This is a genomic window from Sulfurimonas sp., from assembly GCF_047622445.1.
GTDB lineage: Bacteria > Campylobacterota > Campylobacteria > Campylobacterales > Sulfurimonadaceae > Sulfurimonas.
The window spans coordinates 1-22,364 of the sequence record NZ_JBLHOE010000004.1 but is presented as its reverse complement, the minus strand read 5'-3'; the positions used below and the strand labels follow the sequence as shown (position 1 = coordinate 22,364).

The 22,364-nt window shown below is 33.5% G+C and carries 25 protein-coding genes; 18 read left to right on the top strand and 7 right to left on the bottom strand.

What is annotated here, in order from left to right; all coding sequences use genetic code 11:
• Nucleotides 1–9: 9 nt before the first annotated feature.
• Complete coding sequence (locus tag ACI9TV_RS01595) at nt 10–1,053, top strand: polysaccharide deacetylase family protein (protein WP_415249012.1); 1,044 nt, start codon at nt 10–12, stop codon at nt 1,051–1,053.
• 102 nt (nt 1,054–1,155) lie between these two features.
• On the opposite strand, the gene trpA is transcribed toward ACI9TV_RS01595, so the two are convergent.
• Together trpA and ACI9TV_RS01585 are read right to left on the bottom strand one after the other, a co-directional pair.
• Complete coding sequence (gene trpA, locus ACI9TV_RS01590) at nt 1,156–1,896, bottom strand: tryptophan synthase subunit alpha (RefSeq protein ID WP_415249011.1); 741 nt, start codon at nt 1,894–1,896, stop codon at nt 1,156–1,158.
• Nucleotides 1,897–1,912: 16 nt separating this feature from the next.
• Nucleotides 1,913–2,314 carry an Hpt domain-containing protein gene (locus ACI9TV_RS01585; RefSeq protein WP_415249010.1) on the bottom strand — a complete coding sequence of 134 codons (402 nt, stop codon included), beginning with the start codon at nt 2,312–2,314 and terminating at the stop codon, nt 1,913–1,915.
• A gap of 78 nt (nt 2,315–2,392) precedes the next feature.
• Here ACI9TV_RS01585 and panB point away from each other — a divergent pair, with 78 nt between their 5' ends.
• The 3 genes from panB to ACI9TV_RS01570 are packed head-to-tail and all read left to right on the top strand — an operon-like array spanning nt 2,393 to nt 5,280.
• A complete protein-coding gene (panB, locus tag ACI9TV_RS01580; protein WP_415249009.1) occupies nt 2,393–3,184 on the top strand; it encodes a 3-methyl-2-oxobutanoate hydroxymethyltransferase in 792 nt (263 codons plus the stop codon).
• Nucleotides 3,185–3,205: 21 nt separating this feature from the next.
• Nucleotides 3,206–4,219, top strand: coding sequence for a Holliday junction branch migration DNA helicase RuvB (gene ruvB, locus ACI9TV_RS01575; protein WP_415249008.1), 1,014 nt, complete (start codon nt 3,206–3,208; stop codon nt 4,217–4,219).
• Nucleotides 4,219–5,280, top strand: coding sequence for an AI-2E family transporter (locus ACI9TV_RS01570; protein WP_415249007.1), 1,062 nt, complete (start codon nt 4,219–4,221; stop codon nt 5,278–5,280). The genes ruvB and ACI9TV_RS01570 overlap by 1 nt, the downstream gene beginning before the upstream one ends.
• On the opposite strand, the gene ACI9TV_RS01565 is transcribed toward ACI9TV_RS01570, so the two are convergent.
• Together ACI9TV_RS01565 and waaC are read right to left on the bottom strand one after the other, a co-directional pair.
• A complete protein-coding gene (locus ACI9TV_RS01565; protein WP_415249006.1) occupies nt 5,255–6,145 on the bottom strand; it encodes a lipid A biosynthesis lauroyl acyltransferase in 891 nt (296 codons plus the stop codon). The two genes, ACI9TV_RS01570 and ACI9TV_RS01565, sit on opposite strands and share 26 nt — an antisense overlap.
• The gene (waaC, locus tag ACI9TV_RS01560) at nt 6,135–7,139 is read right to left on the bottom strand and encodes a lipopolysaccharide heptosyltransferase I (RefSeq protein ID WP_415249005.1); all 1,005 of its coding nucleotides are present in this window, start codon (nt 7,137–7,139) and stop codon (nt 6,135–6,137) included. The genes ACI9TV_RS01565 and waaC overlap by 11 nt, the downstream gene beginning before the upstream one ends.
• 80 nt (nt 7,140–7,219) lie before the next feature.
• On the opposite strand from waaC, the gene ACI9TV_RS01555 reads away from it, so the two are divergent.
• The 8 genes from ACI9TV_RS01555 (at nt 7,220) to ACI9TV_RS01520 (ending at nt 13,909) form a co-directional block, all read left to right on the top strand.
• The gene (locus ACI9TV_RS01555; protein WP_415249004.1) at nt 7,220–7,699 is read left to right on the top strand and encodes a hypothetical protein; all 480 of its coding nucleotides are present in this window, start codon (nt 7,220–7,222) and stop codon (nt 7,697–7,699) included.
• Entirely contained in the window at nt 7,699–8,613 is a 915-nt protein-coding gene (locus ACI9TV_RS01550) for a PDC sensor domain-containing protein (protein WP_415249003.1), read from the top strand. Before ACI9TV_RS01555 ends, ACI9TV_RS01550 begins: the two co-directional genes overlap by 1 nt.
• On the top strand, nt 8,613–9,224 hold the full coding sequence (hisH, locus tag ACI9TV_RS01545) for an imidazole glycerol phosphate synthase subunit HisH (RefSeq protein ID WP_415249002.1): 612 nt from the start codon (nt 8,613–8,615) through the stop codon (nt 9,222–9,224). The genes ACI9TV_RS01550 and hisH overlap by 1 nt, the downstream gene beginning before the upstream one ends.
• A gap of 92 nt (nt 9,225–9,316) precedes the next feature.
• Nucleotides 9,317–10,024: a 1-(5-phosphoribosyl)-5-[(5-phosphoribosylamino)methylideneamino]imidazole-4-carboxamide isomerase gene (gene hisA / locus ACI9TV_RS01540; RefSeq protein ID WP_415249001.1), complete on the top strand. Its 708-nt coding sequence runs from the start codon at nt 9,317–9,319 to the stop codon at nt 10,022–10,024.
• Nucleotides 10,025–10,099: 75 nt separating this feature from the next.
• The gene (locus tag ACI9TV_RS01535) at nt 10,100–10,474 is read left to right on the top strand and encodes a chemotaxis response regulator CheY (protein WP_415249000.1); all 375 of its coding nucleotides are present in this window, start codon (nt 10,100–10,102) and stop codon (nt 10,472–10,474) included.
• Nucleotides 10,474–11,301 (top strand): 50S ribosomal protein L11 methyltransferase, encoded by an 828-nt coding sequence (locus ACI9TV_RS01530; protein ID WP_415248999.1) that lies wholly within the window; start codon nt 10,474–10,476, stop codon nt 11,299–11,301. The genes ACI9TV_RS01535 and ACI9TV_RS01530 overlap by 1 nt, the downstream gene beginning before the upstream one ends.
• 15 nt (nt 11,302–11,316) lie before the next feature.
• Nucleotides 11,317–13,287 (top strand): ATP-dependent zinc metalloprotease FtsH, encoded by a 1,971-nt coding sequence (gene ftsH, locus ACI9TV_RS01525; RefSeq protein ID WP_415248998.1) that lies wholly within the window; start codon nt 11,317–11,319, stop codon nt 13,285–13,287.
• Nucleotides 13,253–13,909, top strand: coding sequence for a phosphatidylserine decarboxylase (locus ACI9TV_RS01520; protein WP_415248997.1), 657 nt, complete (start codon nt 13,253–13,255; stop codon nt 13,907–13,909). Before ftsH ends, ACI9TV_RS01520 begins: the two co-directional genes overlap by 35 nt.
• 5 nt (nt 13,910–13,914) lie before the next feature.
• Here ACI9TV_RS01520 and ACI9TV_RS01515 read toward each other — a convergent pair whose 3' ends face one another.
• Nucleotides 13,915–16,272, bottom strand: a complete 2,358-nt coding sequence (locus tag ACI9TV_RS01515; protein ID WP_415248996.1) for a hypothetical protein — start codon at nt 16,270–16,272, stop codon at nt 13,915–13,917.
• Nucleotides 16,273–16,439: 167 nt separating this feature from the next.
• Between ACI9TV_RS01515 and ACI9TV_RS01510 the strand changes: the two genes are divergently transcribed.
• The 6 genes from ACI9TV_RS01510 (at nt 16,440) to ACI9TV_RS01485 (ending at nt 21,653) form a co-directional block, all read left to right on the top strand.
• Nucleotides 16,440–17,474: an AI-2E family transporter gene (locus tag ACI9TV_RS01510; RefSeq protein WP_415248995.1), complete on the top strand. Its 1,035-nt coding sequence runs from the start codon at nt 16,440–16,442 to the stop codon at nt 17,472–17,474.
• A 111-nt stretch (nt 17,475–17,585) separates the two neighbouring features.
• The gene (gene sufB, locus ACI9TV_RS01505) at nt 17,586–19,019 is read left to right on the top strand and encodes a Fe-S cluster assembly protein SufB (protein ID WP_415248994.1); all 1,434 of its coding nucleotides are present in this window, start codon (nt 17,586–17,588) and stop codon (nt 19,017–19,019) included.
• On the top strand, nt 19,016–19,762 hold the full coding sequence (gene sufC / locus ACI9TV_RS01500) for a Fe-S cluster assembly ATPase SufC (RefSeq protein WP_415248993.1): 747 nt from the start codon (nt 19,016–19,018) through the stop codon (nt 19,760–19,762). The genes sufB and sufC overlap by 4 nt, the downstream gene beginning before the upstream one ends.
• A complete protein-coding gene (locus tag ACI9TV_RS01495) occupies nt 19,762–20,895 on the top strand; it encodes a SufD family Fe-S cluster assembly protein (protein WP_415248992.1) in 1,134 nt (377 codons plus the stop codon). Before sufC ends, ACI9TV_RS01495 begins: the two co-directional genes overlap by 1 nt.
• 10 nt (nt 20,896–20,905) lie before the next feature.
• Nucleotides 20,906–21,322 carry a SufE family protein gene (locus tag ACI9TV_RS01490; protein ID WP_415248991.1) on the top strand — a complete coding sequence of 139 codons (417 nt, stop codon included), beginning with the start codon at nt 20,906–20,908 and terminating at the stop codon, nt 21,320–21,322.
• 1 nt (nt 21,323) lies between these two features.
• Nucleotides 21,324–21,653 (top strand): iron-sulfur cluster assembly protein, encoded by a 330-nt coding sequence (locus ACI9TV_RS01485; protein WP_415248990.1) that lies wholly within the window; start codon nt 21,324–21,326, stop codon nt 21,651–21,653.
• A gap of 19 nt (nt 21,654–21,672) precedes the next feature.
• On the opposite strand, the gene ACI9TV_RS01480 is transcribed toward ACI9TV_RS01485, so the two are convergent.
• A complete protein-coding gene (locus tag ACI9TV_RS01480) occupies nt 21,673–22,110 on the bottom strand; it encodes a hypothetical protein (protein WP_415248989.1) in 438 nt (145 codons plus the stop codon).
• 78 nt (nt 22,111–22,188) lie between these two features.
• The gene (locus ACI9TV_RS01475; protein WP_415249071.1) at nt 22,189–22,362 is read right to left on the bottom strand and encodes an EAL domain-containing protein; all 174 of its coding nucleotides are present in this window, start codon (nt 22,360–22,362) and stop codon (nt 22,189–22,191) included.
• Nucleotides 22,363–22,364 lie beyond the last annotated feature (2 nt).

Sequence of the window (22,364 nt, the reverse complement as noted above, 5' to 3'; positions counted from 1 at the left end):
TAAAACAGTATGAAATATATTTTTATGTTGAGCTCTATTTTAATATTTTTTACAGCTACCCTTTATGCAAATGAAGAGGATAGAGTAAGTAGTGCAGTTGTGTTCATGTACCACCATTTTGGAAAAAGTAAGTATCCATCTACAAATATAAAACTTGAACAATTTAAAAAGCAGTTAGATTACTTAGAAGCGCATCATTACAATGTATGGCCACTATCCAAGATCCTTAGATATGTAAAAAATAGAAGAGGCTTACCTTCAAAAACAGTAGGTATAACTATTGATGATGCATATATTAGTACTTATACGCACGCATACCCGATGTTGAAAAAAAGAAACTTCCCTTTTACGGTTTTTGTAAATACCAATCCCATAGGACATAACTCGGTCAATTATATGACTTGGGAGCATATGAAAGAAATGAAGCTATATGGTGCAGAGTTCGCAAACCATTCTAGTACACATGATTATCTTACACCTAAAAAAAATGAACGAAAAGTGGAGTGGCAAAAAAGAATAAAAAGAGAGATAGAAGATGCTCAAAGAATCTTGCACAGAGAGTTAGGACAGACAACAAATGAAAAACCTAAGGTTCTCTCTTATCCATTTGGCGAATACACACAAGAGAGTGCAGACTTTATCCAGCGTTTAGGATACATTGGAGTAGCACAGACCTCTGGGGTTCTAAGTTACGATAGTGATTTACGTAGAGTTCCTCGATATGCCATGAGCGAAGCATTCGCAGATATGGATGGATTTACATTAAAGTTACAGACTTTAGCACTTGAAGTAGAGTCTGCACAACCTTGGGATCCAGTTGTAGTAATGAACCCACCAAGATTAAAAATTAAACTAAAAAATTCTATGAAAAGTTTAGGTTGTTATACATCCAATGGTAAAGCAATTAAGATAGAATGGATTTCAGATGTAGAGTTTGAAGCTGAGGCTACTTCACCACTTCAGGGTGTACGTGATCGCTATACGTGTACTGCGCAAGACTATAGTGGAAAGTGGCATTGGTATAGTCACCTTTGGATACTCAAAAAGAAATAAATGAAAATGTTGACGTCTCTGTAGAAACATTCGAAAATGATTTTAAATTACTTTTAGAGATTTATGAAGGGTTTTCGATTGAAAAAAGCCTTTAGTCCGTAACTAAAGGTTAATTTCATTTTTAATAATTTTTGCAAGTTCTGAACATTGTGCAATTTTCTGAGAGTAATTTAGATTTTCTTTAAGTAAAACATCAACAAAAGCGCTTCCTACAATAACTCCATCAGCACCTTTTACTTTTTCCCTTGCTGTTTTAGGGTTTACTCCAAAACCAACATAAATTGGTGTTTGTGTATATTTTTTTATAGAGCTTAAAAATGGTTGTAAGTCTTCACTTACTCCTGAACCAGTAATCCCAGTATACGCAACCATATAAATAAACTTTTGAGCTTCACTAACGACTTCTTGGATTCTTTCTTCACCATCAGTTGGTGCCACAAAAGAAATATTTGCAATTGTATTATTTCTAAAGAGCTGAGAGTATTTTAATGCTTCTTCGTGAGGTAAATCAGGAATGATAAGACCGTTTACACCAATTTCGCTCGCAAGAGGAATAAGTTCGTCCATATTCTGTTGATAAAAACTGTTAAAGTATCCCATCCAAAGAGTGTCTATTTTAGGTGCCACTTCTTTAGAAATTTCTAATAGATGTTGGAATTTAAATCCAAGCTCGAGTGCTTTATGGTTTGCTTTTTCAATCAATGGTCCATCTGCTACAGGGTCTGAGAAAGGAACACCAAGTTCAAGAGTATCTACTCCATTTTCGCCTAAAGCTAAGGCTAAATCTACGCTAAATGATTTTTCTGGATAACCAGACGTTATAAATGCTACTAGTTTTTTCAATTATTTGTTCCGTTATTTATTTTTCTGTGTCGGGTATTTTTAACAAGGAGTATTGTACTTTTGAAAGTTTTCCATCCATCTTAAAATCTTGATGCCAGCGTGCAAACATATCACTAATCTCAAGTAACCAAGTGATAGTTTCCTCATTGACTACTTTATCATTATTTCTAAGTTGTTCTAGCTCATCCTCTACGAGAGTGGCTAAACGTGTCATAGGCTCTATTTGTAGATAACCTGATGCAGATTTTATATTGTGAAAAACACGAAAAAGTTCGTCTATACTTCGTCTTTGCATATTTGGTTTTGAAAGGTCGAGAATCATCATTTCCATGCTATCAACCATCATTGAGTAATGGTCTAAGAACTCATCTACTATCTCAAAATCAAAGTTAGCATCTAGGTCACTTTTTATTCCCATTAAATTATTCTCCCATATTGGTGTAATTGTAGCACTTTTTGGTTAAAATTCTTAATACATAAAAAAAAGAGACGAGTAATGAATAAAAAAATGACAATATCTTCTATTAAAAAATCAAAAGGCTTAGCTCCCTTAGTAATGATTACTGCTTATGATGCACTTTTCGCTTCGCTTTTTGAAGAGAGTTGTGACATGATTTTGGTGGGCGATAGTCTCAATATGAGTTTTGCTGGCAAAGCAGATACGCTTAGTGCTACGATGGAGCAGATGATCTACCATACTAAGGCTGTATGCAACGGTGCAAAAAATAGTTTTGTTGTCTGTGATATGCCGTTTGGAACGTATACTAATGAAGCTGATGCTCTTCATAATTCTATAAAAGTATTTCAAGAAACAAGTGCTGATTGTGTCAAGATTGAAGGTGGAAAAGAGAAGGCTGATATTGTAAAACATTTAACATCTAATGGAATTGCGGTTTGTGGTCATATTGGACTTTTACCACAGTCGGTAAGAAGTGAAGGTGGCTATAAGGTAAAAGGCAAAACGAACGCAGAGTGTTTATCACTCATTGCTGATGCCAGAGCCATTGAAGATGCTGGTGCTTTTTGTATGGTTATAGAAGGTGTAATAGCACATGTTGCAGAGGAAATTGCAAAGAGTGTAGATATCCCTGTTATCGGGATTGGTGCCGGAAATAAAGTTGATGGACAGGTTTTAGTTTTTTCTGATATGTTGGGTTTATTTGAAGCCTTTACTCCTAAGTTTGTAAAAAAATATATAGATGGAGCGTCACTTGTAAAAGAAGCTGTAAAGAGTTATGCAGGTGAAGTAAAGGTACGTGATTTTCCACAAAAAGAGCATACCTATTAATCTGCTTAAGTTGGAGTGTTAATGGATAGAATAGTTGAGATAGAAAAATTTGATGCAGAAGAGACAAGTGTTGAAACAACACTACGCCCAGATGTATGGGCTGAGTACATTGGCCAAGAACAAATCAAAAAAAATCTCTCTGTCTTTATACAAGCGAGTAAAAAAAGAGATGAAGCACTTGATCATGTGCTTTTTTTTGGACCTCCCGGGCTAGGTAAAACTACACTTGCACTTATTATCGCAACTGAGATGCAAGCAAACATAAAAGTCACAGCAGCTCCTATGATAGAAAAAAGTGGTGATTTAGCTGCAATATTAACAAACTTAGAAGAGGGCGATATACTTTTTATAGATGAAATTCACCGTCTTTCACCAGCGGTAGAAGAGATACTTTATTCATCGATGGAAGACTTTAGAATAGACATCATTATAGGAAGTGGTCCAGCTGCCCAAACAGTGAAGATTGACTTACCTCGGTTCACCCTTATTGGAGCGACTACCAGAGCCGGTATGCTTTCAAATCCACTTCGAGATAGATTCGGGATGAGTTTTCGTATGCAGTTTTATAGCTCGGATGAACTTTCCAGAATCATTGCTCAAGCTTCTGGTAAACTTGATAAAGAGATTATTCATGAAGCTTCTCTGGAAATTGCAAAACGTAGTCGAGGTACACCTCGTATAGCACTTCGTCTTTTACGTCGTGTACGAGATTTTGCAGATGTTGCAGAAGAGATGGGCATTAGTCATTCTCGTACACAGTATGCACTAGATGAGTTAGGGATTAATTCACATGGTTTTGATGAAATGGATTTACGACTTCTCAATCTCTTAGCTTCAAGTAATGGAAGAGCTATGGGTTTAAGTACCATAGCCGCATCATTAAGTGAAGATGAGGGAACAGTTGAAGACGTACTAGAACCTTACCTAATTGCAAATGGATACCTCGAGAGAACAGCCAAAGGTAGAAAGGCAACAAGAATGACGTATAGTGTTTTAAATATCTCTTTACCCGTAGATGAAAAAGGGCTTTTATAATGAAACCACAATATTTTATAGCAATACTATTTGCAACGTCTTTATATTGGATGTATTTACTTTATTCACCATTTATTTTAACTATTTTAATTGCTGCACTTTTAGCGGTATCTACTTCAAGTATTCAATGTTATCTCGAAAAAACACTTCATTCGAAATTTTTAGCTTCACTTGTATCAAGCTTACTTCTGAGCGCTTTATTTTTCGCTCCTTTAGGTTACTTTTTAACTACGTTAACAATCCAACTTAATACTGTAAACCCAGTAGATATGGTGAAAATAGATATATATATTAAAGAATTCATTGCTTCGCCTCCTGAGTATTTAAGCTTTTTAGTTCCCTATATTAATGAAGCATTACAGAATTTAAATACAAGTACAGTAACAGCAAATGCAATTTTTGTTACAGGAAAAATAGGTGCTTTTAGTGCAGGCTTTTTAAAAAATGCATTCCTTGTTATTATCTTTTACTTTTTTGCGCAATATAATGGTTCTTATGTTCTAACATTTTTAAAACGTGTTATACAGATGTCAGTAGAGGATACAACACTCCTTGTAAAAGAACTTTCAGCAGTTATGAGTGTTGTATTTTATTCTATTATTACAACCGCGATGTTTGAAGGTATACTTTTTGGTATAGCTATTTCCTTTATGGGTTACAATGGTCTTTTATTTGGAATTATGTATGGTTTTGCTTCTTTAGTACCTGTGGTTGGAGGTATTATAATGTGGCTACCATTTATGGTGTATGAATTTGCAATTGGGAATAACTCTAGTGCGATATTTATCGCAGTATATTCTGTTGTAGTTATATCTATTATTGCAGATACATTTATAAAACCGCTTATTATTAAAGCCATTAATCAACAAATATTAGATGAAGACGATACAAAGATGAATGAGCTTCTCATCTTCTTTGCTATTATCGCGGGACTTGCAACTTTTGGGTTTTGGGGTATGATCTTAGGACCTGCAATTACAGCATTTTTCCTAACGATCCTAAAACTATTTGAAGCAAAAAGTCAGGAGTATAAAACTACTGTTGATCTGAGTAAATCTTAGGGTGATCATTCTTAAATCTTCTATGAAGCCAGAACCAAAATTTTGGTTCTCTTTCAATAAGGTTACCTAACCAATCAGCTTGGAGTTGGGTAGCTTTTAAAATATCTGCCTGTGCATCATCAGTCTTTTCTACTTTTATCTCATCAAATAGTATTAAAGTATAGTTGTCCTCATCGTCTGTTCTCATTGTCACGGGAATGATTGCAGCGTCAAATTTACGTGCAAGAAATGCTGGTGTTGAGGTCTGGCGTAAATCTTTTCCCATAAATTTTATCATTACCCCTTCATTATCATTAATATTTGTATCTATTAAAAGCCCGCAGGCAACACCGTTTTTAATGTTCTTTACCAATGGCTTTACAACGTTACTTTTCTCCATTGAAATATTTCCAAATCTATCTCTTGCCTCAAGTAGCCAAGCTTCGTATTCCCGATTTTTCATTTTTTTATAGACTGCGATAAGTGGTTCTATAAAAGCACCGATTGAAGCACCACCTAACTCCCAAGAACTATAATGAGTAGTTACGTAAATAACTGCTCGACCTTGAGCATGAACCCTTTGAACAGCCTCAATATTTTTTATAGTGATTTTTTTTTGAAGGTCTTCTTTACTCATATGGCGAAGTTCCATTGCGTGCAAAAAATTAAAAGCTAAGTTTTTAAAAGCGTAGCGTGTGATTTTATCTTTTTCATCCTCACTCATAGTATTATTAAAAACAAAATCTAAGTTTTGGTAAGAGACCTTACGATATCTTGAAGACATGTAGTATCCTATATTTGCTAAAGAGGCAAAGAAACTTTTTCTCCATGATGCAGGTAAAATCATGAGAAATTTTTCAAAAAGTAAAAATAATTTAAATGCCATTTAGGAGCTCCATAGCTTTTTTTGTAATCTCTTTAACTTCAATTTCAGAGATTGAGAAGTCGTTTTTATTTATTTTGAAAATATTAACATCTGAGGGTGAATGAATTGCTATATTTTTTGGATTTTCATAAATCATTCTCTCATTGGTTGGTCCAAAAAGAGTAATAGATGGGATATTTTGTCCCCAAGCCATATGGGTTGGTCCTGTATCATTACCTATGAGTAAATCACAAGAGCCAATGTAAGAAACTAGCTCTACTAATGAAAGTTTTGGAGCGAGTGTGGCAAATTCAGAGTTTTCACAAATCCATTCTGCGTCTTTTTTTTCATCTTCGTTGCCCCAAATGATAAGAGAATTTTGTTTGAGCTCATTTGTAAGGAATGCTATTTTTTCTTTTGGATACTTTTTTGATTCCCAAGATGCACCAATAACGATAGCTATATTTGACATCTTGTCTTTTTTAGTATGTTTGTACTCCGTAGATGGAAATACCTTTTCTTTAGTTAGTAACATAGAATCAGTAATTGTAAAGCCCAAAGCATCAGCTACTACAAAAGAGTTTCTTTTGACAATATTTTCATCATAAGCGATGGAAGAACTTGTTCTATAGAGTAAGGAAGCTAAACCTTCTCGAGTAGAATTTTTATCAAAACCGTGCGTATTTTTCCCTATAAGCCTAGCTACTATACTTGACTTTATAAGTCCTTGCATATCTATAATTAGGTCAAAGGGGCCTAAAGATTTCAGATGTGAAACTGTTTTGCTTAAGGCACTAAAACTACGTTCTTTCTTTAATTTTTTAAGATTAACAGAATGAACAGAATGAATAAGAGGATGATTGCTTAAAAGAGGAGCAAAAACTTCTTCTGTAATCCATTCTATCTTTACATGAGGGTATTCTCGATGTATAAACTGTAAAACAACAGCACTGTTAACAATGTCACCAAGGGCAGATAGTCGAACTATCGCGATTCTTTTTATATCTTTATTCATTAGATGTAATTATAGCAAATATATTTTTTTATTAGCTTATCCATGCTATGATATATAGAAGATACTAAAGGGGGATAATTATGGAATTAAGTTATTTAGGAATATTATTAATCATTGCTAGTTTTGCTGTTGGTTGGTTTATTAGCTATATCAAATCTAGGTTTGAAGTTAGAAAGTATAAAAAAGAATTAAAAGAATTTCAAGAACACTTAAATAGACAAATGAAGATAACTGGTGAAGGAAGTAAGAATCTTGAACTTGATTTGGAAAAACTAAAAAAAGAAAATGAAAATTTACGAATATCGGTCAAAACACTTGGTCAAAAACCAGGACGTGCTGAAGTGAGACTTTTAAATATTTATGACGGAGCACTTCGAAAAATGATGTTGAATGCACCTGGATTTTCTGGTGCTTGGGAAGCTTCACTTCAAGAAGCAGAAAGAGAGTATGAAGAAAATGAAAAAGGTTTTAAATCAATTATAAAAAAAGTTTTCAGTCCTAGCTTAGCACATAATACAGAGCCTAAAAAAATAGAACAACAAAAAGAGGGATTTAATTAATGGTAGCTAGTGATTTAGATAAAATAGCTAAAGGAAGGACTAAAGCAAGGGCTTATTTTTGTTACCTTTTTTCAGCGAACCTGCCAAATAAAATATCTGAAGTATCTCAGAGTATGGTAATTCCACAACTTTTAGCCATAAAAGAGAAGCTTAGAAATTGTGAGAGTGCATACCTTTTAGATTATCAAGGTAAACAAGTTACACCTACATATTTACCAAATGGCAAAGAAGATACTAAGGGAGAGGGTGTTCTTCGTTCTAATCGTGCTTATTATTATCGTGCGGTAAGAGAAAAACGCTGTATTTTAACAGACCCATATCCATCTCTTATAAGTGGCGAGCTTACAGTTACAGCTTCTCAACCTGTCTATGATGATAAAGAAGAATTAAAATATGTAGCATGTTTAGATTTACCAATTAATGAAGTACTTGCTGCATCACAAATGAATAAGTATGATTCAGGATTTGCAAATTTTTTCAAAATTGCATATATATGTTTTGCGTTTGCATTGACAGCTGTAGCCCTATTACTTTTTGTTCATGGTATTCAGAACTTTTTTGTTCAAGACATATCTATGTCACATCTTTCTATTGATGAGATGTTTAAAGCAACCATTTTATTAACACTTTCCCTAGCGATATTTGACCTTGTGAAAACACTTATAGAAGAAGAGGTTTTAGGACAGCATAAGGAATATAATGTATCAGGACCACATAAAACGATGGTTAAGTTCCTTGGTTCTATTATTATTGCCTTATCAATTGAAGCCTTAATGCTTGTATTTAAATTTGCAATAACAGACCCTGACCATTTAGTCAATGCAATGTATATAGTTGCGGGTGTCGCAATGTTGATTGTGTCGCTAGCAATTTATATCAAGTACACAAGAAATGAGGGAGAGATAGATAACTAATGATAGCAATTGTTGATTATAATATGGGTAACCTTGCGAGTGTACAAAATGCATTTACAAAGCTTGGTTGTGAAACAGTGGTTGAAAGTAATCCAGATAAATTCAAAAATTATGACAAGTTAATTCTTCCGGGAGTTGGAGCCTTTGGTGATGCTATGGAGCATCTAAGAGAGCGAAACATGATAGAAGCTATACGTGAATACGCAGCAAGTGGAAAATATATGCTTGGAATTTGCCTTGGTATGCAGTTACTTTTTGATTCAAGCGAAGAGTTTGGTACACATGAGGGTTTGGGACTTATTAGTGGTGAAGTAAAAGCTTTTGATGAAAGTAAGTTTAATCAAGCTTTAAAAATACCTCATATGGGTTGGAATAGAATGTTTACACAAGAACATCCATTGTTTGAAAATTTAGATGAAGAACATTACCTTTATTTTGTACATACATATCATGTAAATTGTAAAATGAAAGAAGATATTATTGGACGTACTAACTACGGCTATGAATTTACTTCTGCAGTTGCTCGTGGGAACATTTTTGGTATTCAACCACATCCAGAAAAAAGCCATGATAATGGTTTAAAGATACTAGAAAATTTTATTAATTTATAAGAATGAAATACTAAATTAGAATATATGCAGTTTTAAACTAATGGTATAATTCCATAATTTAAAATTGATAACTTCACAGGAAAATTATAATAATGACTTTATACCCAGCAATAGATTTAAAAGATGGAAAAGCAGTTCGCCTTACAAAAGGTTTGATGGATAGTGCAAAAATTTACTCAGATGAGCCTTGGACTCTTGTACAGAAGTTTGAAGAAATGGGTGCTGAGTGGGTTCACTTAGTTGACCTTAATGGTGCCTTTGCAGGTAAACCAAAGAATCTTGAGCAGATAATAAAAATTAGAGAAAACTGTAATGTTAAGCTTGAACTTGGTGGTGGAATTCGTGATGAAAAAACAATTGTTAAAATACTTGAAATTGGAATAGACAGAATTATCCTAGGTTCTATAGCTGTAAAAGACCCTCAGTTTGTTAGAGATATGGCTGCAAAGTATCCAATAGCTGTTGGGATTGATGCAATTGATGGTTTTGTAGCAGTTGAAGGTTGGGGTGAAGTAAGTACTATGAAAGCAACAGACTTAGCTAAAGAGTTTGCAGATGCTGGGGTTGAAGCTATTATCTGTACGGATGTTGGTAAAGATGGAACACTTAGTGGAGTGAACGTAGAATTTACTTTAGATATTGCAAGAGCAAGTGGCATCAGTACGATTGCAAGTGGCGGTGTAAAAGATGAGAGTGACATAGAAGCCTTGATAGCAACAAACGAAGTGGATGGTGTTATCATTGGTAAGGCTTATTATGAAGGAAGGTTAGATCTTCCAAAAATGTTTAAGCTTTTATAGTTAATAGAAAAATAAACATTTTTTTGCTATTATATGAGCATTAAATTATAAATATATTAAAGAAAAGGATTTCAATTGAAATTACTTGTTGTTGATGACAGCTCTACAATGCGTCGTATTATTAAAAATACTTTAGCCCGTTTGGGATATAAGGATATTTTAGAAGGTGCTGATGGTGTTGAAGGTTGGAATCAAATGGATTCTAATCCAGATATTGAAATGTTAATTACTGACTGGAATATGCCAGAAATGAATGGTCTTGAACTTGTTAAAAAAGTTCGTGCAGATGCAAGATTTAAAGATGTACCTATTATAATGGTAACGACTGAAGGTGGTAAGGGTGAAGTTATTACAGCATTAAAAGCTGGTGTGAATAATTACATTGTTAAACCATTCACTCCTCAAGTCCTTAAAGAAAAACTTGGTGCTGTTATGGGTGTTTCCGAATAATGCAAGAATACTACTATGAATTAGTAGTTAAAGTTTCATCTCATCTTCCTCTTTTTTCAGATTTTTTATCGGATACGGTACCAGTAGGTTTTGAAGAGACTGATGATGGCTTTATCATACGAAGTGAAGATTCTTTAGAAACGATTGAATGGGGACTAATTCAGTATCAAGAAGCCCTTCAAAAAGCTCTTAATGAAACTATAGAACTTGAATGTACGCATACAAAGCAAAAAAACAGTGATTGGGTTGCTGAATATCAAAACTCAATTCAGCCATTAGCAATAGACAGGTTTTATATTCATCCAACTTGGAATGAGCCGAGTGACTCACTTATAAATATCGCGATTGATCCAGCTTTAGCTTTTGGAACCGGTCATCATCCAACAACTGCATCTTCTCTTCGTGCTATCTCAGAGTATACAAAGAGTGGAAGTACTTTGATTGACGTGGGTTGTGGAAGTGGAATCCTCTCAATTGCTGCAATGAAACTAGGTGCAATAGTAGATGCTTGTGATACTGATGTTGTTTCTGTTGATAACTCAATAGTAAATGCTGAGTTAAACGATGTGAAGTTTCATAACATCTGGGAAGGTTCATGTTCTATAACGGATAAAAAATATGATATGGTTGTCGCTAATATAGTAGCGGATGTCTTAACGTTCATTGCTAAAGAATTAAAGTCTGCTCTTAAAGATACTGGAATCTTAGTACTCTCAGGAATACTAGATAAGTATGAAACAAAAGTACTTTCATTTTACAAAGATTGTGAACTCATTGAAAGAATCCCTCAAGACGAGTGGGTTACTTTAATTTTAAAATTAAAATAAAAAGAGAAATAATACATGTCAAACCAAGAATCAAATAATAATAAAAACGATAAAAACGATAATAATTTTTTTAATAAAAATCCTTTAATTACATTTGCTGTATTTTCAGTTGTAATGATTTTATTGTTTAAAGCATTAGTCGGAGATGGTGGATCTTTAAATAATGGGATGACTACACAAAACTCTAGAGTACAAGCTATCAGCTATTCTGAATTAAAATCCCTTATAGAATCAAAAAGTGTAAGTAAAGTTGAAATTGGTCAGACATATATTAAAGCTAAATCTAGCGATGGTCAAGTATATACAACGAGAATTGTAAGAGGTGATACAAAGCTGACTGAAAGTTTAGAAAAGAAAGGAATCGAATATACTGGATTTAGTGAAACAAATTGGTTTACAGAGATGTTTGGATGGTTACTCCCATTTTTAATCATCATCGGAATTTGGATGTTTTTTGCTGGTCGTATGCAAAAAAGTATGGGTGGCGGTATTCTTGGTATGGGTCAATCTAAAAAGATGGTAAATTCAGAAAAACCAGATACAAAGTTTGATGATGTAGCCGGTGTTGAAGAAGCTAAAGAAGAAGTTCAAGAGATTGTTGACTTCTTAAAGTATCCAGCTCGTTATGTAGAGATTGGTGCAAAAATTCCTAAGGGTGTTCTTTTAGTAGGATCCCCTGGTACTGGTAAAACACTTTTAGCTAAAGCTGTAGCTGGTGAAGCAGAAGTTCCATTTTTTTCAGTAAGTGGTTCTAGTTTTATAGAAATGTTCGTCGGTGTTGGTGCTGCACGTGTACGTGATTTATTTGAGCAAGCAAAAAAAGATGCTCCGAGTATTATATTTATTGATGAGATCGATGCTATTGGTAAGAGTCGTGCTGCTGGTGGTATGATGGGTGGAAATGATGAGCGAGAGCAAACACTCAATCAACTTCTTGCTGAGATGGATGGTTTTGGGACAGATACTCCTATTATTATTTTAGCGGCTACAAATAGACCGGAAGTCCTTGATGCAGCACTTCTTCGTCCAGGACGTTTTGATAGACAAGTTTTAGTGGACAAGCCTGATTTTGAAGGTCGTATTAAAATCCTTAAAGTACATATGAAAAATGTAAAAATGGATACAGATGTCGAGATAGAGGAAATTGCTCGTTTAACTGCTGGTTTAGCTGGAGCAGACCTTGCAAATATCATAAATGAAGCGGCACTTTTAGCGGGTAGAAAATCTCAAAAGACGGTGAAGCAAAAAGATTTATTTGAATCAGTTGAGCGTGCTATTGCTGGACTTGCTAAAAAATCTCGTCGTATTAACCAAAAAGAGAAGAAAATAGTTGCATACCATGAAAGTGGACATGCCCTTTTAGCAGAAACTACTCATGGTGCTAAAAAAGTTTCAAAAGTTTCTATTGTTCCTCGTGGTCTAGCAGCTTTAGGGTACACCTTAAATAAACCAGAAGAAGATAGATTTATGATGCAACGTTATGAGATGTGGGCTGAAGTAGATGTTCTTCTTGGAGGTCGTGCAGCGGAGCAAGTTTTCATTGGTGAAATTTCTACGGGTGCTGGAAATGACTTAGAACGTGCAACGGATATTATCAAATCAATGCTTCAAACGTATGGTATGACAGATATTGCTGGACTTATGGTATTAGAGAAAAGTAGACAATCTTTTATTGGTGGGCCTCAACAACCTGCGCGTGAATACAGTGAAAAAATGGCACAAGATTCAGATGCCTTTATTAAGACTTCTCTGGATGAGCATTATGCAAGTGTTGTAGAGCGTCTTGAAAATTATAAAGATGCTATTGAAGATATGGTTGCTCTTTTATACAAAAAAGAAAATATTACTGGCGATGAAGTTAGAGATATTATTATAGACTTTGAGGACAGAAACAATATGGAATCTAAAGTAGAGATTGTTGCAGATGAAATAGCGGAAGAGCTAAAAGAAGATGCAAAAATGGTCAAAAATCCAGATGAGGAATAACCTACTTCCAATTGCTAAAGAGGGATGGAGCTACGTAGGCTATAGTTTAGGCTTTTTTGCACTCTTTAGTATTTTAGGTTGGGGAATTTTACAGTTTTTTTCATTTGCAGTAGTTGTATTTTTTTTATTTGTATTTCGAAATCCAGAGAGAGAACTTCCAAATTTTGATGCCAAGTCTGTGCTTTGTCCAGTAGATGGTGAAGTGATCTCTATCGATACACTTACCGATAATGAATATGCATATAAAGTGTCAATAGATACTACATATAAAGATGTAGGTATTTTAAGGGCTCCGATGAATGCGTCACTTATTTGTGTGAATAAAAAACATGGGACAAGACTATCTTTAGATAATCCAATAGCATTACAAACAAATGAAAATGTGAGTATAGTTTTTCAAGATTCAAATGCAAATAAAATAAAGGTTCTTCATACTGTTAAGCAAAGCTTATGTGGTGTTATAGTTGATGTAGAACAAGATAAATCAATAGCCCAATCAGCAAGATATGGAATAATGGTCAATGGTATTACTCATATATATCTTCCTTTAAACTTTCGCTTAAGTCTTATCTTAGGTGAAGAGATCACAGCTTCTAAATCTTTAGTAGGCTATTTCTCTTAAATAGCTTACTTTCCTTCTTCCTCTTTACTCTTTTTACCTTCATCGATTTGTTTATGTATTGAAAGCTTTTTTAAGTCTATATCAAAGTTAAAATATTTAGAAGTAAACCCAGTATTTCCAATTTTAGATAATTGGATGACCGCTCCCTCATTGTTTTGTACTTCTAGGTAGAGTAATCCTAGTGCATATCTACTCTCAGTAAAACTTTTGTCTTTTCTTTTTGACAACTCAAGTAAACCAATAGCATTTTCGTGATGACCTGCTGCAGTGGAAGCAACAGCACCTAAGAATAATGTCTTTGCATCTCGAACCTTCATCTCATCAATAAGTTGATTGTAAAGCACATATGACTCTTCATATGCTTTATCGTATAAAGAAGCAAGGGCTAGTGTACTCGTTAATTCATAAAGAGGCTCTGTTGTAGTAGCAATAGCATCTTTGAGTTGTTCCCTAAGGTAGTGCAATCGACCTGTTATAAGATTTTGTTGCACATAGAGGTACCTTGTTATTAAAGGGCCAAAATATAAATCTTTGTTGTGAAAATGTTTGTTTTTTAGATACTGAAATACTTGACTTGCATACTTGTCATCATCTAAGTCACTAAAGTGTGCATCAATATACATCATTGAGGGAAGAATATCACGTGGAAGAAGAGTAGTTAATTTTGTAGAAGATCTTTTAGCGTAGTCATATCTACTAAGGTTAAGTGCAATAATAGTTTCTAAGGCTAAATATAATGGTCTTTGCTTGTAGTCATTATCTAACCAGTCTACGGTAGCTATGATATTGTTCTTAGATATATATAAGAGAGTTTTGTACAGCATTCTCTCTTCGCTAGGCTCCTCATCATTAATTGAATCCCCAAGTATAGAAAAGAGTTTCATATTCTCTTTATCAATGAGTTGGGAGCTCATAACAGCATATATGCCAGAAAGGTAGTTTTTTGCATCAAGGTAGTAAGACTTTAAAAAGTGTTTATGTGCAAGTCTCATATGCCCCATTTGTGCATATGTAAGTGCAAGGTTGTAATGTAATATAGAGTGTTTAGGTTGGATTTGTATAAGTGCTTGTAATTCGTTATTTGCAGCTCTGATATTGAATGAAAGTGCTTTTTTAATTGCTTTTGCAATACCTTGATTTACTACAGAAGAAGAAGAACTTTTATTTAAATAATCTTTTGCAGAAGCGATGTTGTCAATATAAATATTTGCAGTACCTTTTCGAATATAACTAATCGTCTGGTTTGCATTAAAAACTTTATACGGTGAAAAATAAAAGATTTTTTGATAGTTAAGTAGTCTTGAGGACTCAATATTTTTTCTATAAGATTTTTGTGCTTTTTTTGCATTAAAAAGAGTCTTTTTTAGTGTAACTTTAATCGGATAGTATTTATATACTTCATTTGGGAACATATCTGTGATATTTTGTATCTCATTTGCACCGGCAGAAATTTGACCTGCTTTCATTTTTATAAATCCAAGAGCGAGTTGCGCTTTAACAGGTTGTATATTTCGTAAAATTGCTTCTTCTAGGTGTACTTGTGCAAGTGTTAAATCTCCAACTCTTGCATACAGTAAGGCAAGAGAAAAACTGTCTGTAACATCAGGGTTTTTTTCCATTGCTTCAATAGCGTCATAGTTGTTGTCAAAGAGAGCATTCATTTTTGCTTTTAAGTGTTTTTGCACCTTTGGGTATTCATTGGATGTAGGATTCTTTAAAGAACTTAAGGCTTCTAAGTAATTTTTGTTGTAGTAGTTAATAAGTGTATAGTAGTAAGAATAAAGAGGTGAATTAGTCTCATTTGGTAAATATGCATAAGCAAGGTCTATATAATAATTGAAGTTTTCTTTATCTTTGAGGTGAAGAGAACATACTGCAGCGTTAATAGCGCTAACACATCTTTTTTCATCATTTTTAATTGCTTTTTGAAAGGTTTTAAGCGCAACAGCATATTGCTCATCTTTAAGTTGTGCAACACCTAAATTGTATTGTGATATTGCTTCGCTGTAGATCGCGATTTTCTCATATAAAAAAAGTGCTTCATCTTTAGAACCAGTTGAATAAAGATAATTAGCCTTTGCTATCATGTTCTCAAGTTTAGATGGTTCTATAGGCTCTTGTCTATTTTGTTCAAGTTTTTCTTCTATATTGTCCATAGAGAATTGTTCTTCTGGTACAGAAGACTTTACAAGTAAGATAACTACAATTAAAATGATGAGTATAAGTGTGACAATAGCACCACCAATAATTATAAGCTTCTTTTTTTTCGCATCTTTATCTTCTTCTGCAATTATAATAACTTCAGGTGCATCACTTTGGGCTGCATCATCTTCATCAATGATTACAATTTCTTCTTCAGACATACTTACCCTTAGTTAATGTTTCTTAATTTATAGCAAAAAAAGTACCATTGCATATTTAAACTATAGTGTATCAAAATTATCTATCATTATCTCTCTATGATTCAGCATTATTGTTTATTTAATTCTATATAATTGAAGAATAAAATTAGAATAATAAAAGGAGCTACATGAAAAAAGAAATAAATATTGGATATTACTTTATAGTAATGGCAAGCATTGTTATTGTACTTGCGGGTATAAAAAGCGCTTCGAGTATAATAGTTCCATTTTTATTGTCTCTTTTTTTAGCGATTATATTACTACCCTCATACAATTATTTGAACAAAAAAGGTTTACCGAGCATACTCTCTTTAACATTTGTAATGGGGATATTTGTTTTGGTAATTTTACTTGTGGTAAAGTTAATAGGATCATCAATAAGTGATTTTAATGCTAATATAGATGTGTATGCAGATAAGCTTGCTATTTATTACCATGCGTTTGTTACTTTAGCATTGAAGGTAGGGATTGATATTTCAGTGGAAGAACTTTCAAGTATGCTGCAGGCAAAACAAATTATGTCTTTTTCAACGCAAATTATACAAAGTCTTGGCTCAATGTTTACCAATAGTTTTGTAGTTCTTTTTAGCGTTATATTTATGCTCTTAGAATCGAGTCTCTTTAAATCAAAAATAGAGCTTTTTACTGATAATAGGGAAGTAGTGAACCATGTGCAAGATATTAGCGCTCAAATAAAAGGATATATGGTTCTAAAAGCAGCTATTTCACTCTTAACAGGTTTTATTGTCTGGGGGAGCTTATCTATAATCGGTACTGATTATGCTTTTTTATGGGCAGTAATCGCTTTTTTCTTTAACTTCATACCAAATATTGGTTCAATAATAGCAGCTGTTCCTGCCGTTCTTCTTACTTTAGTGCAATTGGGCCCGCTCAGTGCTTTAGCAGTTACAGGAGTGTATGTTATAGTAAATATTGTTATAGGCTCTATTGTAGAACCTAAGATAATGGGAAAAGGTTTAGGAGTCTCAACATTAGTGGTATTTCTCTCATTGATATTTTGGGGATGGTTGTTAGGAATAGTAGGAATGTTACTTTCTATCCCTTTAACAATAATGATAAAAATTATACTTAATGATAATGAAAAAACAAGATGGATTTCTGTCTTACTTGGAAGTGGTGAAAATACGCAACTTAAACAGTAGAATTTATTTTTATAAGCTATTTAATTATTAGAAAAATTAATAATTAAACCTATATTTTTAATTAAGAGTATTTTTATCCTATTTAGATTAGACTTAGTAAAAGGAGTTGTTATGGCTCAGCAAGAAATAGAAAAAATTCTTTCTCAAGAGTATCAACTAGGATTTACAGTTGATGTTGAGGAAGACACCGTTGACCCCGGTTTAAATATTGATGTTCTTAAATTTATTTCAGAGAAAAAAGAAGAACCAGCTTGGATGCTAGATATACGTATCAAAGCACTTCAAAAATGGGAAGGCATGAAAGAACCTCATTGGTCTCATTTGCACTATCCCCCTATAGATTACCAAAGTATCTCGTACTTTGCAGCTCCAAAGAAAGCTCCAAATTCCTTAGATGAAGTTGACGAAAAAGTTTTAGATGCTTATGCAAAACTCGGTATCCCTTTATATGAACAAAAGATGCTTCAAGGTATCGCAGTAGATGCTGTGTTTGATTCGGTATCTGTAAAAACAACGTACTCGAATGAGCTTAAAGAAAAAGGAATTATCTTTTGCTCTATTTCTGAAGCAATACGAGATTATCCTCAATTAGTACAAGAGTATATGTTTTCTGTTGTTCCAATGGCAGATAATTATTTTGCAGCACTTAATACTGCTGTTTTTACAGATGGAACCTTTGTCTATATCCCTAAAGGAGTCCGATGTCCAATGGAACTTTCAACATATTTTCGAATAAATGCAAAAAATACAGGGCAATTTGAGAGAACACTCATTATTGCAGATGAAGGAAGTTATGTTTCTTACAATGAAGGTTGCTCCGCTCCCCAACGTGATGAAAATCAACTACATGCCGCAGTAGTTGAACTCATTATCAAAAAAGATGCCGAGATTAAATACTCAACTATTCAAAATTGGTATCCCGGCGATGAAAATGGTAAAGGAGGGATTTTTAACTTCGTTACTAAACGTGCTTTATGTGAGGGGGAAAACTCTAAAGTTTCTTGGACACAGGTTGAAACAGGTTCTTCTATTACATGGAAATATCCTAGTTGTATTTTAAAAGGAGATAATTCTGTTGGCGAATTTTACTCGGTTGCTGTTACATCAAAAGCGCAACAAGCGGATACGGGAACAAAAATGATGCATATTGGAAAAAATACACGCTCAACTATCGTTTCAAAGGGAATCTCTGCAATGAAGGGACAAAATACCTATAGAGGGCTTGTGAAAATGTCTGCTAGAGCAGATGGCGCTAGAAATTTTAGTCAGTGTGATAGTCTCTTAATTGGAAAGGATTGTGGAGCACATACTTTTCCATATCTTGATTCACAAAATGCAAGTGCTCAGGTGGAACACGAAGCAACTACTTCAAAAATTAGTGATGAGCAATTGTTTTACCTACGCCAGCGTGGAATTGGTGAAGAAGATGCTGTCTCGATGATAATTCATGGATTTTGTAAAGAGGTATTTGCAAAACTGCCGATGGAGTTTGCAGTTGAAGCAAAAGAGTTACTAAACCTAACCCTTGAAGGAAGTGTAGGATGATTCAGATTAAAAATTTACATATAAAGATTGGCGATAAAGAAATATTAAAGGGACTTGACTTATCACTTGAAAAAGGGAAAGTGCATGTTCTTATGGGTGTAAATGGCTCAGGGAAATCAACCTTAACAAAAGCTATTGCAGGACATTTTGACATAGAAGTTTTAGATGGTGAAATACTTTATAAAAATAAAAATTTATTAGATCTCCCAGCTGAAGAAAGAGCACTTGAAGGTGTTTTTTTAAGCTTTCAAAACCCTACTGAGATTGCAGGGGTAAATAATGCATATTTTTTACGTACAGCATTAAATGCTAAAGAAAAGCATCAAGGAAAGAAAGAAACAAACGCTGCAGAATTTTTAAAACTAATGCGAAAGCATATTGAAAACTTAGGAATGAGTCAGGATATGATTGCACGTTCACTCAATGATGGCTTCTCCGGTGGTGAAAAAAAACGTAATGAAATTTTACAAATGGAAATCTTGGAACCCGATGTTGTTATGCTTGATGAGATTGATTCAGGTTTAGATATTGATGCCCTCAAGGCTGTCGCAGAAGGTATTAACAGAATGAAAAACGATGAAAGAACATTTTTAATCATTACACATTATAGAAGAATCCTCGATTATATCGCTCCAGATTTTGTTCATATTTTACAAGATGGACGTATTGTAAAAACAGGTGGACTTGAACTTGTTGATAAGCTAGAATCTGAAGGGTATGATGCGATGAGAAAGGATATGTAATGTCTCAATTATGTTTAGATTATTTTGATAATAATCATCCTTTATATAAGAAAATTAAAGATTTTGGTATACCAAATAGTAAAACAGAGCAATATAAAAATTTTCCTATCAAATCAATTCTAGAACGTGAATATACTTTTAAAAAATTAGAATATTCACAAATGCATGAGGGCACTAAACTTATAATAAATAATGGTGTAATTACGGAGTATCCAAAGGGTGCAAAAATTTTTTTTGATAAAAATTTTGAAGCAGATGAAGAACATTTTGATGTACTCTATTTTTGTTCACATACTCTATCTGGGCTAACAGCTACTATCGAGATATTAGAAGATATAGAATTTGAAATACAACATATTTTTACACAGAGTGAGACACTATTAGCTTATAGAATAGCTATTAAAATTATACAAAATATTAAAGTAAAAGTTTACGAAACATTCAACATGTTAAAGAGTCGAGAGAGTCTATTTCTTTATGGAGTAGATGTAGAGATTAAAAATGACTCTACAATGTTATGGATTCGTGATGAAAATAGACAAGAAAATGAAACGAGTGTTGTAGGTACACACAAATTTACAGTAGCGAAGCAGGGCGCACTAGAGTTAAAAACTTTTGATTATGGTGCTGCGAACTCCTTGCATTTATATAAGATTGACTTGGGTTCATATGCATGGGTAAATGCAGCGCATTTACTCTTAGCTTCTAATAAAGCGAGAAGAGGAAATGTAGTTCAAATCAACCATCATGAAGCGTATGCAAAAAGTGTACAAGAAGCACGATCTATTTTAAAAGATACTGCAACTGGAATTTTTGATGCAAAAATTTATGTTGGACCTAATGCTCCGTACTCGAATGCTTCTCAAAATGCCAAAGCAATACTCTTAGATGAACATGCTCGTATGTATGCAAAACCACAGCTTGAAATTTATATAGATGAACTTGAGGCTTCTCATGGTTCTAGCATTGGGACACTTGATGAGGAAGCACTTTTTTATTTGTGCTCACGTGGTATAAGACTCGAGGATGCTCGTAAAATATTGGTCTTATCTTTCGCAAATCGCTTAATAGATACAGTGGAAGATGAAAAATATAGACAAAAAATCCGTAAAGATTTTGAACTTTTAATGTAAAGGATTTATTATGACTATGCAAGAGCAAGTGAAAATTTATAAAGATGATTTAGCACTTTTTCCTGATAAAGATACAAAAATGGAATATATATTGGACTATGCAAAGCTAGCTGTGGATTTAGATGTAGAATGTAAAACAGATGAGAATATTATTAAAGGATGCTCATCACTTGCCTGGTTACAAAAAGATTTTAAAGATGAAAAAATTCTTTTAGAAGCAGAGGGAGATTCACTCATCGCAAAAGGGATGCTTGTTTTATTGTTAGGTATATTTAATAAAAGAACACCAGATGAAATTCTTTCTTTTGATACAAAACTACTTTTAGAGATGGGAGTAATGGAATTGTTAAGTCCTGTACGCCAACAAGGCATGGAAGCCTTTTTAAGTGTTATTTATGGATACGCTCAAGAGTGTAAGGAGGCTTGAGATGAACTTTGATATTTTGAAAGAAAAAATAATTGAAAAACTAAAAGATATTTATGACCCAGAAATACCCGTAAATATTTATGATTTAGGTTTAATTTACTCTATCGACTGTGAAAAAAAAGATGATAATTCGACATCTTGTATTGTAAGTATGACTTTAACATCTGCTGGATGTCCTGTAAGTGAAGTTTTATACGACCAAGTATGTAATGTGAGTTACATTATAGATGGTGAAGATGATTTGGACATTATTCCGAAGCTTGTGTTTGATCCACCATGGACTCAAGATATGATGAGTGATGACGCTAAGTTGGCTCTAGGGATGCTTTAGTTAGCCTTATAGCCTCTTGTTATAGAGAAGCTATATCTTGTATATGACGTAGTTCTTTATCATTTAATGGACGGGATAAAATACTTTGTGTTAAGCCAATTAAAGAACTATAAGAATTTAGGTTTAACTTTTTTTCATACAGTGCATATTTTGCAAGTTCTTCAACTAATTCCTCTTGTGGTATAAATAACTCTGAACTTTCATAAAGGGAGTGTAATCTCTCTATTGTATTTTTATTTATGTTTAACAGAGTATTTGTTTTTTGCAAAGCAACATCATGATCAAGACCTTTTTCGACAAGAATATTTGTTATCTTTTGGAATATATTTGATACTTGCTGATTTCTTTTAATGATTTGATTTGATTTTTGAGGAAGTGCTAAAAGAGGACTCATTGCATTACTAACTAGCAATATTACTAATATTGACTGTTGTGTGAAAATTTTTATTTGTATCATTTAATCTCCTTATTTTTATGCTTCTAAACTAATAGTATCATCAGTAGGTAAATGATAGATGAATCTATATCATCTCGTTTATAGTTGGCAGTTCAATAAATAAGTTTTCAAATCTTCAGTAGGTATGGGTTTAGAGTAAAAATATCCTTGAATACTAGAACACCCATTCTCAACTAAAAAGTCTCTTTGTTCTTTTGTTTCAACACCCTCTGCAATTACTTTTAGATTTAAGCTATGTGCTAGAGCAATCACAG